Genomic DNA, 12497 nt, shown 5'->3' on the forward strand with positions numbered 1-12497 from the left:
ACCAAATATTTTCTTAAGGCTTAAGATGAACAAATTTAGAACTTTTCCACAAATTGGAAGCTTGATTGATGATGAGAGTTTAAAAGAATATCCTTTTTATTTAAGATCTTATTTTTGCAAAAGTGTTGTCGCTAAACTCAAGGCGAATATAAGCGAAGATTTGCTAGATAAAAATACTATTTTAGAAAAAATACAGCAAGAAATTCAAAAACATTTACGCAAAGATTTACAAAGTGTCATTAATGCTACGGGTGTGGTTATTCATACAAATTTGGGGCGTAGTGTTATTGATGAGAGTATTTTTGAAAAGTCCAAAGATGTGCTTTGTAATTATGCTAATATCGAATTTGACTTAGAAAGCGGTAAAAGAGGAAGTCGTTATGCCTTGGTGCTTGAAAAACTTAAAATGCTTTTTGAATGCGAAGATGCTTTGGTTGTAAATAATAACGCCGCAGCAGTTTTTTTGGTACTTCATTCTCTTTGTTTTGACAAAGAACTTGTAACTTCAAGGGGTGAGCTTGTTGAAATTGGCGGAAGTTTTCGTGTGAGTGAAGTGATTAAAGCTGCAGGAGTAAAGCTTTGTGAAGTAGGTACGAGCAATAAAACGCATTTAAAAGATTATGAAAAAGTTATAAACGAAAATACTAAAATGCTTTTAAAAACCCATAAATCTAATTTTGCTTTGATTGGTTTTCATAGCGAGGTTGGCATCAAGGATTTAGGAAATTTGGCAAAAGAAAAAGGACTTTTGAGTTATTATGATTTAGGTTCGGGTTGGTGTGAGAATTTAAATCCAAAACTAATAAAAAATGAGCCTAAAATCAAAGATTTGATAAAGCATTGCGATATTTTGAGCTTTAGTGGGGATAAGCTTTTTGGTAGTGTGCAAGCTGGAATTATACTGGGTAAAAAAGAATTGATTGATAAAATTAAAGAAAATCAACTGCTAAGAATGCTAAGAGTAGATAAAATCACACTTGCTTTGTTAAATGAAAGTCTTAAGATTTATCTTGAAAAAGATTATGAAAAAATCACAAGTTTAAAGCTTTTAAATGATGAAATCGCTCATATTAAAGAAAAAGCTTTAAGGGTACAAAATGAAATTCAGATTAAAAGTGAATTGAAAATGAGTAAAAGTTTGGTAGGGGGTGGTTCTATGCCTGATAAAACTTTAGAAACTTATGTTTTAGCTTTTAATGGCAATGCTTTAAAACTGCAAGAAAAATTTAGAGCAAAAAATATCATAGGTCGCATAGAAAATGAAGCTTTTGTGCTGGATTTTAGGACAATTAGAGAAAAAGATTTATCAAAATTAATTCAAATTATCAATACTATGGAAAATTTATGAATTCGCTATTAATTGGTACTGCAGGGCATATTGATCATGGAAAAACTTCTTTGATTAAAGCTATAAATGGTTTTGAAGGAGATAGTTTAAAAGAGGAAAAAGAAAGACAAATTACCATTAATTTAAGTTTTTCTAATTTAAACTATAAGCAAAAACACCTTTCTTTTATTGATGTGCCAGGTCATAAAGACTTGGTTAAAACGATGATAAGCGGGGCTTTTGGTTTTAGTGCTTGTTTGTTTGTAGTTGATATCAATGAGGGCTTAAAAGAACAAAGTATAGAGCATTTAGAAGTACTTGAACTTTTAGGTGTCAAAGATATTATCTTGGTGCTTAGCAAATGCGATTTATGTGAAAATCCTAAGGAACAAGAGCAAAAAATTCTAAACTCACTTGAGTTTATACCTATGAAAGTGTTTCACACTTCGATAAAGGATCAAGAGAGCATTGAGCGCTTAAAAAATTATCTTTTAAATTTAGAATGTAAGAATGCTAATGCAAATCTTGTTTTTCGTTATTATATCGATAGGGTTTTTTCTTTAAAAGGTATAGGAACTATAGTTACTGGAAGCCTTAATGAGGGCAAAATTTCCCTCAATGAAAAAATCATTTGTCTTGACAATCAAAAAGAACTTGTGGTTAAAAATATACAAAATCATGAAAGTAATTTTGCTGAAATTTCAGCTTTTAACCGTGTGGCTTTGAGCTTAAATTGTGATTATAAAGAATTAAAAAAAGGTTATGTTTTAAGTAAAAAAGGTTTTTTTAAGGGCTTTAAAGAATGTGATGTTTTGATTAAAGCTAAAAGATTAAAAAATGAAAAAATGCTTTTTTGCGTGGGTGCAAAAAGCATAGAGTGCAAGATAAGCATTTTAAAAGAGTTAGAAAATAATGAATTTTTTGCTCATCTTGAATTTGAAAAAAATCTTTTTTTATGTTTTAATGAAAAATTTATTTTATTGCAAAATAATCGTGTTGTGGGCGGAGGAGAGGTTTTAAATCCTGTGAGTGAGCCTTTGAAAAAGGAGCAAAAAAACAAATTTTTAATGCTTTTGAAAAATAAAGAATTAAAAAAAGCTTTCAAATTTCTAAAAAATACGCATAAATATGGCTTTGGCTTGCTTTCAAGTTATCAAAGATTTAAGTTAAGTCATGAAGAAGCTTTGAATTTAGCCAAAGAATTAAATGGAGTTTTTATAGATGAAAAAAATCTTAATATTTATAATCTCTTAGCCTTAGATGAGCTTAAAAAATTCATTTCTTTTATACTTGAAAAAAATCCTTATGCCATGCTTTCAGCAAGCTCTTTAGCTCTAAGACTTCCTTGGGCTAGTGCGGAATTTTGTGAATTTGGACTTCAAAATCTATCAAATTTACTTGAATTTGAAAAGGGAGTGTATTTTAAAAAAGGAATTGATTATGAAAAGCTTAGGGAAAAAAACAACGATGAGCTATACAATATACTTAAAAAACAAGGCATAAAACCTCAAGCACCTTATAATTTATACGAATTTTTAGAATTAGACAGAAAAAGTGGAGATGAAATTTTAAAAAAACTTACCAAGCAAAATCGCGTTATAAGACTTTCTCATAATCTTTTTATAGAAAAAAATGCCTTAGATAAGCTTATGCAAGAGTGCTTAGAAATTTTAAAGAGTCAAAGCCTTGATATACAAAGTATGAAAGAGCGTTTTAATCTTTCAAGAAAATATGCCATAGCTTATTTAGAATATCTTGATAAAGATGAGAGGGTGCAAAAAAAGGATGAAAAAAGATTTTTAAAAACAAATATTTAGAATATCATTATAAAATAAAATCTTAATATTTGATTTTAAGGAAAATAAATGAAAAAAATAAGCTTAATCCTTGCTTGCTCAATGTCTTTATTTGCTGCTAGCAATTCTGAAATCAGTGATTTTTATTCCAAAAGCATTAAAGCACAATTTCCAAATGCAACAGTGAGTGTAGGTAATCGCCAAAAGGTTGGAAATACAGGTTTTGAAAGCGTAATTGTTACGATAACGCTTGAAGGACAAAAGCAAGAGCAAATTCTTTTTACAAAAGATAATCTTATCGTTCCTGATATTATTGATTTAAAAACTAAAACTTCTTATGCTCAAGAATATGAAATGAAAAAATTCCAAGAGGCTAGAGCAAATTTCACTAAAAATGTTAAACCTGTAGTTCAAAAAGAAACAATGCTTATAGCTTTAGGCGATAAAAGCAAACCCGCTATTTATGTATTTTCAGATCCAGAATGTCCTTATTGTAGAGATCATTTGGCACAGATTAAAGATGAGCTTAAAAATTATCAAGTCAATTATATCTTAACCCCAGTGCATGGTAAATCAGCTTTTGAAAAATCAGCATTGATTTACAAAGAGAGTAAAAAAGCTAAGAGTGATGATGAGAAAATAGCTATTTTAAATAAATATTATGATGCAAATATCAAATCTTATCCAAAGGTGAGCGATAGCGAGTTAAAAGAAGTATTTTCTCTTTATGAAAAATATCGTTCTTTAGGCCTTAGTGCTACTCCAACCATCATCAAATAATGAGAAAAATTCGTCTAATTTCAGTTTTATTTCTAGCACTCTTTTTGAGTGCTTGCGCAAAGCCTGCCTTTGTTCAAAGCTCTATACAAACAAGCAATGAAGGCATTTTTTTAAAGGCTAAACAAGGGCAAAGTTTTAGTATCACTTTGCAAAATCCAAGCAAAATTCAAAGTACTCTAAAAGATGAATTAGCTTTAAGACTTAAAAATTTAGGATTAAAAGAAGTATCTTTGAATGCCGATTATGAAATTTTAATCAATCTTGTAGATTTTAAAAAGCATTCCTACGCTCAAAGAATTACAAGTTCGGGAAGATTTTTTTATGATTTTGATCCTTTTGAAAATAATGGGGAATGGTATATTGAAAATTATTATACCATGCAAGTAAATATACAAATTGGCTTTAAAAATACTCTGCAAAAAACGAGTTTGTTTACTCGCACAGCTTATCTTAGTGATAAAAAGCGTTGTCAGCTTTCCTTAGAAAATAAAATTATAGATCAAATTTCAAGTTTTTTTTATTTTTGATTTAAATTTTACTTTCTAATTCTTCTTTATTTGTTAGCTTGCTATCAAATTTAATGACTAGATTTTTTGAGTTTTTGTATATATCTACAACGCCTAAATTTTTACCAAATTCGCTCAAATTTAAAGTCGTTTCTAAAGGCAAATAAATATTTTTAAATTCAGAAGGATTTTTTAAATATAACAAAGCTATAAACCAAACAATAGACAAAATCACTAAAATAATAGCCAGTAATTCTAATTTATTAAGATGTAAAAATATACCTCCTATTATACCTCCTATAAAACTTCCACCATATCCAAAAGCATTAAAAAGTCCTAAAGCTGCGCCTTTTTCATGTACTTTACAAAATTTAGAAGCACAGCTTTGCATAATGGGCTCGTGCAAGTTAAAACCTATAAAAAATATCACAACCGCAACGATAAAGAAAGTAATTGTGCTAGAAAAAACAAAAAAGATATAAGAAAGGATAAAAAAAGCTATCCCTAAAAGTAAAATTTGCTTTGCTAAGCCTCTTTTTTCGCCTAAACTTCCTGAAAATCCCATGGCGATAAAGCCTGCTATCATAGATGCTGTATAAACAATCCAAAGTTTATGTTCATCAAAGCCTAAATGTTTTACTAAAATGATAGGAATGCTTAAAAACGCTATACTCATAAGCATTTTTTGCATGAAATTAGTAAAATTCATTAGGGCTAAATTTTTTTGTTTAATAAGATGAAAAAAAGGAGTTTTGGTATTTTCATGGGTGAGTTTATTTTCTTTTGGAACGACGGTATAAAGCAAGATAATACACAAAAGCGATAAAACAGCACTAAGATCAAAAAGACTAGAAAGCCCCCATTTAGCACTCATTAAAGGCGAGATTACCATAGAAGCTGCAAAAGATAGTCCTATAAAAGATCCCATTATTGCCATAGCTTTACCGCGATTTTCTTCAGTGATAAAATCACTAATCATTGCTGTAGCTACTGCACCAATAGCCCCTGCACCTTGAAGCATTCTGCCTATTAGCATTGTATAAATATTATCAGCCCAAGAGCAGATTAAAGAGCCTATGATAAAGATAATCAGTCCTATAAGCATGGTTTTTTTGCGTCCAATTTTATCACTTAGTATTCCAAAAGGCATTTGTAAAGCCATTTGAGTTAGAGCATAAACACCCACTAGAAGTCCTACTAAAAATTCATTTGCACCCTGGAGTTCAAGAGCATAAAAGCTAAGCACAGGCAAAACTATAAAAAGTCCAAAAAATCTTGTTCCAACGATAAAAGATAGGGGTAAGACATTATTTAGCATTATTTGGTTTCCTAAAAATCTTAAATTTTACAAAAAAAGATAATTTTACTATGAATTATATTAAGGATTGTTAAGTTTTTTATTTTATCTTTTTAAAAGGCTTAAAAAAGTAAGATTTTAATTTTTTAAAAGGATGGGTTTATGAATCGTTTTCAAACTTTTTCTTTGGCAATGGAAGGTAAAGTAAATATAGAGCTGCTGGCAGCTTATAAAGATAAAATTGAAACTTTAAGCGATGAAACATTGTTTCGTTTTTGGTATTTAGAATTGAAAAATCCTATTATAGGGCTTATTTTAGGCGTAGTACCTGCTTTTATTTTATCAGGGCTTACTTTTGATCGTTTTTATAAAGGGGATATGGGGCTTGGTTTTGCAAAAATGGCAATGTGGGCTTTTATTTTTATAGGTTTACTTATTGCAGGTTTTTTTGATTCATCTTCTATGCTTGTAGTATGGATTTTTAATATCGTCGCTCTTTTTATATGGAATATACTTGATTTTTTCTTAGTTTGGCAAGGGATTAAAAATGATAATTTAGCGAAAATAATTCAATTTTTGGAGCAAGATAATGAAAATTTTATTAGCAACAAGCAATAAACACAAAGTTATAGAATTAAAAGAACTTTTAAAAGAATTTGAAATTTATGCCTTTGATGAAATTCTAACCACCTTTGAAATAGAAGAAAATGGCAATAGTTTTAAAGAAAATGCTCTTATAAAAGCAAGAGCGGTTTTTAATGCTTTGGATGAAAATCAAAAAAATGAATTTATTGTTTTAAGCGATGATAGCGGAATTTGTGTCGATGTTTTGGGCGGTAAGCCAGGAATTTATTCTGCGCGTTTTAGTGGTAAGGGAGATGATAAAAGCAATCGTGATGAGCTTGTAAAACAAATGAGAGTTTTGGGCTTTGAAAAAAGTAAGGTTCATTATGTAGCTGCTATCGCTTTGGTAAGCTTAGAGGGTGAATGGACAATGCATGGAACTATGCACGGACATGTAATTAACACAGAAAGAGGTGAAAATGGCTTTGGCTATGATAGCCTTTTTATCCCTAAAGGCTTTGATAAAACTTTAGCAGAACTTAGCCATAATGAAAAAAACCAACTTTCGCATCGTTTTAAAGCTTTGGAACTTACAAGGATTGTTTTAAAAGTTTTAAATAAAGGAAAAGGGTGAGAAATTTTATCAAGTATATTTTAGCGGTTATATTTATTTATGTGCTTTATGCGGGTTTAAAGCTTTGGTTTTCTTAGTATAAATTGTAACCAAAAGACTTGGAAGCAAAAATAAGCTTCCACTTAAAAGTAAAATCATCACAAATACAGTTAAAACTCCAAAATAAATCGTAGGAATAAAATTACTACTCATCATAACGCTAAAACCTAAAACTATACCAATGGTTGTATAATAAAGTGCCGATCCTATGCTAAGATGTGAAGCTAAAATCGCTTCTTCTACGCTTTTGGTTTTTATTTCTTCTTTAAAACGATAGATATAATGTATGGTATCATCCACGCCTATACCTATGGCTATAGCAGCTATGGTAATACTCATCATATCTAAAGGTATGCCTAAAATTCCCATAAGGGCAAAAACCATACTTAAAGGAATGATATTAACCAGTAGGGCAATAATTGAAAATTTCAAGCTTCTAAAAATAATGATAAACAATACAAAGATAACTAAGATAACAAAAACAAGTGTATCAAATTGTGATGAAAAAAGACTTTGAAGCATATTATTATAAAGTAGCATAATGCCTGTGATTTGAATTTCCACACCATCATTTTTTAAAAGTGTTTCGAGCTCTTGCTTGAGATTTGTTAGAAATTCATTACGCCTTAGTTTTGGATCAGAATCTATAATACGTATGCTAAATCTTAACTCATTTTCTTCTATATTAACAAAGGGTGAAAGAAGTTCTTGCTTAAGTTCTGGGGGTAAATTTTCGTTTAAAAACGCAAGAGTAAAATCATCTAAATCCTTGCCATCATTGATATTTTTTCCTAGACTTAAAAGGCTATTAAGACTTAAAACCGAACCTATGAATTCTTTATTTTCTAAAAATTCATGCACCTTTTTTGCAATACGCGTTTTTTGAGAATTGAACCAATAAGTATCCTTTGTTGCTAGAGCATCAAATTCGCTTTCAAAGCTATCAAATACATCATTTAAACTAGGGTTGTTTTTATTATCAGGAAAACGAATGATAATATCCAAAGGCAGGGTTCCGCCTAAATTTTTATCAATAACCAATAAGCCTTTTTTGATTTCACTTCCATCTTTAAAATAATTTACAAAAGAATTTTCAACTCTTAGTTTAGAAATTCCTATTAGAGCCAAGATAATAGTAGTAATGGAGAGTATGTATATAATAGAGCGTTTTTTAGGATCTAGGCTTGTTTTAGCACAAAAAGCTAAGAAATTAAATTTAAATTCTTTTTTGTAATATTTTTTGAGTTTAAGAAGCACTAAAATACTTGCTAAAAATAAATAGCTAAAAATAAGTGCAAGTCCTATACCTATATTCATCATAATACCAAGTTTTATGATAGGCTCTATATTTGAAAGCATGAGGGAGAAAAAGCCTATCATGGTTGTAATGATGGCATAAAAACTAGGATTTGCTTTTGCAAGTAGGGTTTGAAGTACAAGGCGTTCGATTTTAGCTTTTGGATAAAGCTTGCTAATTTCTATAAAATGTGTGATGAGGTGAATGACTACGCTTAGAGTGATGATTAAGACCAAAGCAACATAGTTTGAAGAAATAACCGTGATTTGAAAATTTAAAAGAGCAAAAACGCCACTTGCCGCACTTAAACTTATAAAACAAATAAAGAGAGGTAAAAATACAAAACGCCACGCACGAAAAAAGCAATAAAGTGCACATGCTAATAAAAACACAAGAGAAATTCCATAGAGCATGAGATCAGATTTTATATAAGTTATCATATCATCAGCAATCATACTCACCCCGCCAAGATAGAATCTATCCTCATTTTTTTCATATTTTTTGATGATATTTTTGATTGTATCTAAGCCTTGTTTTGTAATGATTTTTTGTTGTTCTTGGTGTTTTTTAATTGCTAAGCGAATTTGCTCTTTTTTATTCTCATCTGTGCTAAGATCGCGTTTTTCTATGAGTTCATTATAGATTGTATCGGGTTTAAGATAGATGATAAGTCCTGTTGTTTTGCCATCTTTTGAAATGATATTGTTTTTATAAAAAGGACTGTTTAAAATTTCATTTTGAGCTTTGGTGAGGTTAATATCCTTGCTTTGTATATTGGGAATATTTTTTAAAAGTTCTTTTAAGTCTGTATTTTCTGAACTTTGGAGCAAAGGAGCATTGATAATGCTAAAAACACGCTCGACTAATGAAACTTGTTCTAATTCTTGATGAAGCTCTTTTAATTTGTTTAAATTTTTACCTGAAAAAGGGTTTTCATCTTCAGGTTTAAAAGCTAAAAGTAAAAAATTATCACTTTTATAATGTTTAGAAAGTTCTCTAAAAATTTTTAAATCTTTATCATCCTCTAAAAGCAAGCTTTCAGCACTTGCATCTACGCTTAATTTAGAAGCGAAAAAGCTTAAAAATAAGCATATAAAAAGAGTAGCAAAAAAAGTACTTTTTGGATGATAAATAAAAATTTTTAAGAATTTCGCAAACATTATTCTATGGTTATATTCTCAAGTTTCTGAAGTAGAGTATCAAAATCTTGGTTTGCTAAAATATCCCCAAATTGAGATCTATAGGTTTGAACTATACTAACACCCAAAACATCGATATCGTAGATAAGCCAATCATTATTATTGTTATAAAATTTAAAGATGATATTTTTTTCTTCCCCATCTACTATCATCGAAGAGGTTAAAAAATATCGTTTTGCGTTTTTTAATTCTCCATTTTTTACCATTAAAACTTGATCCTTATAAAGATCGAGTTTATCTGTAAAGCTTTTTTTAAGGCTTGCCTCAAAAGCACTAGCAAATTTTTCTTGTTCTTTAGGGTTTAATTTAGCATAATCTTTAGAAAGGCTCAGTTGAGCCATGAGTTTATAATCAATTATATGATCAAAAATTAGAAAAATTCCATCAGCAGCTTGTTTTTTATCTTCTTTGTTGTTTTGTAGAAGTTGTAGGCTTTTATTGATATTTTTTTGCATGGTATTAGAAATTTCATCTAATTGTAAGGCAAAAATATTTAAAGATAAAACTAGAATTAAAAATATTTTTTTCATTTTTTTCCTTTATTTACTAAGTTCATTGCGTCTTTGCTCGTAAGCATCGCGTATAAACGGATATAAGTTAGGAGTATTATAATAAATCTCATCAATCTCATCAAGTCTAAAGCTAAGTTCATTTCCAAAGCCATAGGCGCTTATGGCTATGCTTGCCCAAGTGGGATCGATATAAGCTGTTGGGCTTGCATACCAAGTTGCAGGTAGGGTTAATGTATCTCTTAAATTGCTAGGTCCAAGTATGGGCAAAACGATATGAAAACCGCTTCCCACTCCCCAATGCGCTAAAACAGTTCCTAAATCAGCAGGGTGTTTTTTAAGTCCCATTTTACTTGCAGGATCCATAATCCCACCAAAACCCATAATGGTATTAGCACTAAATCTTTTAAATTCTTCTCCTGCTTCTTCAAATTTAAATTGCAAGACATTGCCTACAAAGCGTAGGGGTGCAAATAAATTATCAAAAAAATTTCTTACGCCCGTGCGAATAAATTCAGGAGTGATAGCATTGTAGCCTTTAAGAATAGGACGAAGGCTATAATCATACAAAGCTACATTAAAGCTTGTCATTGCTTTATTGTACCCATAAAGTGGGTCATTTACTTTATAGCTTTGATACTCTTCTTCAAAATCATTTAAATCAAGCTCATTTGCAAAAGCAAAGATTGTGCTAAAGAGTAAAATACAGGATATTAATTTTAATTTCAAATAAAACTCCTAAGATTAAAAGCCGTTATTATAGCAGATTCTAATCAATATGAATATCCCAGTAAAATTCAACCCATTCTTTAGCTTCTTTTACCTTAAATTCGGGTTCTAAAAGTGCAGTTTTTTTATAAAAAATCGTAGCAACTTTAAGTTCTATATGTGGAAATTTTTCAAGTAAAACCTTTTTAATTTCAGCCAAACTTTCCCCACTATCTACAATATCATCAATGAGTAGAATTTTTTTGTACTTGCTAAGATCAGGAATATTAAAAATCTCAATAGTATCAAGTTTTTTTGTATCATCATAGTGGATAGAATTTAGAGCAAAAAGCTTGCGTGTTTGAAGAGCAACTGCTAAAGAATGTCCTAAACTCATTCCTCCTCTTGCTATGGCTAAAAGTGCATCAGGATTAAAATCTTCTTTGATTTCTTTAGCCAAAATTTTTACATCTTCTTTAAATTCTTCATAAGAATAAAAAATCATTTTTGTCCCCCTTTTTTTATTGCAAAGCAATGAGTAAGAAATTTCCTAAGGAAATTAAGCTTAAAACTATAATACCAAGATTAATCTTATCCCATTCTCTCTTAAAAATTCGAACCAATAAATAAGAAAGAAAACCAAAGGCAAAACCTGTGGTAATCGAATAAGTAAAAGGCATCATAATGATAGTAAAAAAGCTAGCTACTGCAATAGCACTGTCTTTAAAGTCTATATTTTTAACTTCCATAAACATTAAAATTCCTACCATTACAAGTACAGGATATATAGCATTTGCGGGAATAGCTTTAAAAAGTGGGAGCAAAAAAAGTGTGAAAGCAAAGCAAATAGCCACAACTAAAGCGGTAAGTCCTGTTCTACCTCCACTTTCAACCCCTGTTGTACTTTCTACAAAAGCAGTTACAGTCGAAGTTCCGCCTAGTGCACCTAGAGCTGAACCTGTAGCATCTGCCATAAGGGTTTTACCTAGTTTTTTCTCTCCATCTTTTGCATCATCAAAAATTTTACCCCTCTCGCCTATACCCGTGATAGTGCCTATGCTATCAAAAAGTTGAGTGATAAAAAAAGTAAGGATAATAGGTATCATAGTGATATTTAAAGCACTTTTGATATTAAGTTCTAAAAAAATAGCTCCTAAGCCATTGTCACTACTAAAATTAGGTAAAGAAAGGATTTGCTTAGGAAAACTTGCATTATCAATCCCAAAAATCCAAGCTATAATAGAGCTTATTAAAACTCCTAAAATAAAAGCCCCTCTTAGTTTTATAGCCCAAAAAAATACAATTAAAATGAGGGTAAAAATTCCAAAAAGCACACGGGGATTTTTAAAATTTCCTATGCTGACTAAAGTATCTTTATTTGGCGTTATAATGCCCATTTGACTTAAGCCTAAAAAAGCGATAAAGCATCCAATCCCTGCGCAAATGGCTAAGCGCAAATCTTTAGGTATATTGCGTATAACCCAAAGGCGAAAGGGGGTAAAAGAAAGGATTAGAAAAATAATACTTGAGATAAAGACTGCCCCTAAGGCACTTTGCCATGGTATTTTTTGTCCTAAGCAAACTGCAAAAGTAAAATAAGCATTCAAACCCATTCCAACACTCATGGCTACTGGAGTATTAGCAAAAAAGGCATTAAAAGCAGTTGCAACAATAGTAATTAAAGCAGTTGCAGTAATTAAAGCTTCTATCGGCATGCCTGTATTGCCTACTATGCTTGAATTTACAGGAATGATATAAACCATGGCTAAAAAAGTTGTTAATCCTGCTACAACTTCAGTTCGAACATTGGTACCATTTTCTTTGAGTTTAAAAAAATCCAT

Annotated in this window: 12 protein-coding genes; 6 read left to right on the forward strand and 6 right to left on the reverse strand. The window is 30.4% G+C overall.

The features are described from left to right. The first annotated feature begins 25 nt into the window (after nt 1–25). From selA to CCO88_RS00205, 4 genes are read left to right on the forward strand one after another with little or no spacing between them, the layout of a single operon-like run. Nucleotides 26–1348 carry an L-seryl-tRNA(Sec) selenium transferase gene (gene selA, locus CCO88_RS00190; RefSeq protein ID WP_002787795.1) on the forward strand — a complete coding sequence of 441 codons (1323 nt, stop codon included), beginning with the start codon at nt 26–28 and terminating at the stop codon, nt 1346–1348. Further along, entirely contained in the window at nt 1345–3144 is a 1800-nt protein-coding gene (gene selB, locus CCO88_RS00195; RefSeq protein WP_002838974.1) for a selenocysteine-specific translation elongation factor, read from the forward strand. Before selA ends, selB begins: the two co-directional genes overlap by 4 nt. A 48-nt stretch (nt 3145–3192) precedes the next feature. After that, the gene (locus CCO88_RS00200; protein ID WP_002777827.1) at nt 3193–3903 is read left to right on the forward strand and encodes a bifunctional thiol oxidoreductase; all 711 of its coding nucleotides are present in this window, start codon (nt 3193–3195) and stop codon (nt 3901–3903) included. A gap of 44 nt (nt 3904–3947) precedes the next feature. Beyond that, nucleotides 3948–4430, forward strand: a complete 483-nt coding sequence (locus CCO88_RS00205; RefSeq protein WP_002777825.1) for a hypothetical protein — start codon at nt 3948–3950, stop codon at nt 4428–4430. Between the two features lies 1 nt (nt 4431). Here the strand turns inward: CCO88_RS00205 and CCO88_RS00210 are convergent, their stop codons facing one another. Then, the gene (locus CCO88_RS00210; protein ID WP_002783899.1) at nt 4432–5727 is read right to left on the reverse strand and encodes an MFS transporter; all 1296 of its coding nucleotides are present in this window, start codon (nt 5725–5727) and stop codon (nt 4432–4434) included. Nucleotides 5728–5868: 141 nt separating this feature from the next. Here CCO88_RS00210 and CCO88_RS00215 point away from each other — a divergent pair, with 141 nt between their 5' ends. Together CCO88_RS00215 and rdgB are read left to right on the forward strand one after the other, a co-directional pair. Then, complete coding sequence (locus CCO88_RS00215; RefSeq protein ID WP_002777817.1) at nt 5869–6324, forward strand: hypothetical protein; 456 nt, start codon at nt 5869–5871, stop codon at nt 6322–6324. After that, a complete protein-coding gene (gene rdgB / locus CCO88_RS00220; RefSeq protein ID WP_002780486.1) occupies nt 6296–6904 on the forward strand; it encodes an RdgB/HAM1 family non-canonical purine NTP pyrophosphatase in 609 nt (202 codons plus the stop codon). The genes CCO88_RS00215 and rdgB overlap by 29 nt, the downstream gene beginning before the upstream one ends. A gap of 33 nt (nt 6905–6937) precedes the next feature. On the opposite strand, the gene CCO88_RS00225 is transcribed toward rdgB, so the two are convergent. The 5 genes from CCO88_RS00225 to CCO88_RS00245 are packed head-to-tail and all read right to left on the reverse strand — an operon-like array spanning nt 6938 to nt 12497. After that, a complete protein-coding gene (locus CCO88_RS00225; protein WP_002838976.1) occupies nt 6938–9400 on the reverse strand; it encodes an efflux RND transporter permease subunit in 2463 nt (820 codons plus the stop codon). Next, entirely contained in the window at nt 9400–9969 is a 570-nt protein-coding gene (locus CCO88_RS00230) for a Tgt2/MlaC family protein (RefSeq protein WP_002822438.1), read from the reverse strand. The genes CCO88_RS00225 and CCO88_RS00230 overlap by 1 nt, the downstream gene beginning before the upstream one ends. Nucleotides 9970–9978: 9 nt before the next feature. Beyond that, nucleotides 9979–10677, reverse strand: a complete 699-nt coding sequence (locus CCO88_RS00235; protein WP_002777810.1) for an MlaA family lipoprotein — start codon at nt 10675–10677, stop codon at nt 9979–9981. 40 nt (nt 10678–10717) lie between these two features. After that, nucleotides 10718–11161: a phosphoribosyltransferase gene (locus CCO88_RS00240; RefSeq protein ID WP_002785706.1), complete on the reverse strand. Its 444-nt coding sequence runs from the start codon at nt 11159–11161 to the stop codon at nt 10718–10720. Between the two features lie 16 nt (nt 11162–11177). Continuing rightward, entirely contained in the window at nt 11178–12497 is a 1320-nt protein-coding gene (locus CCO88_RS00245) for an NCS2 family permease (RefSeq protein WP_002780501.1), read from the reverse strand.

Origin of the sequence: Campylobacter coli LMG 9860 (assembly GCF_000254135.1) — a bacterium.
Lineage (GTDB): Bacteria > Campylobacterota > Campylobacteria > Campylobacterales > Campylobacteraceae > Campylobacter_D > Campylobacter_D coli.

What these genes read in the sequence shown, in the direction of transcription:
- CCO88_RS00225 (WP_002838976.1), bottom strand. Translation starts at nt 9,400, where the DNA reads ATGTTTGCGAAATTCTTAAAAATTTTTATTTATCATCCAAAAAGTACT.
- CCO88_RS00200 (WP_002777827.1), top strand. Translation starts at nt 3,193, where the DNA reads ATGAAAAAAATAAGCTTAATCCTTGCTTGCTCAATGTCTTTATTTGCT.
- selA (WP_002787795.1), top strand. Translation starts at nt 26, where the DNA reads ATGAACAAATTTAGAACTTTTCCACAAATTGGAAGCTTGATTGATGAT.
- CCO88_RS00210 (WP_002783899.1), bottom strand. Translation starts at nt 5,727, where the DNA reads ATGCTAAATAATGTCTTACCCCTATCTTTTATCGTTGGAACAAGATTT.
- CCO88_RS00240 (WP_002785706.1), bottom strand. Translation starts at nt 11,161, where the DNA reads ATGATTTTTTATTCTTATGAAGAATTTAAAGAAGATGTAAAAATTTTG.
- rdgB (WP_002780486.1), top strand. Translation starts at nt 6,296, where the DNA reads ATGAAAATTTTATTAGCAACAAGCAATAAACACAAAGTTATAGAATTA.
- selB (WP_002838974.1), top strand. Translation starts at nt 1,345, where the DNA reads ATGAATTCGCTATTAATTGGTACTGCAGGGCATATTGATCATGGAAAA.
- CCO88_RS00215 (WP_002777817.1), top strand. Translation starts at nt 5,869, where the DNA reads ATGAATCGTTTTCAAACTTTTTCTTTGGCAATGGAAGGTAAAGTAAAT.
- CCO88_RS00230 (WP_002822438.1), bottom strand. Translation starts at nt 9,969, where the DNA reads ATGAAAAAAATATTTTTAATTCTAGTTTTATCTTTAAATATTTTTGCC.
- CCO88_RS00245 (WP_002780501.1), bottom strand. Translation starts at nt 12,497, where the DNA reads ATGGATTTTTTTAAACTCAAAGAAAATGGTACCAATGTTCGAACTGAA.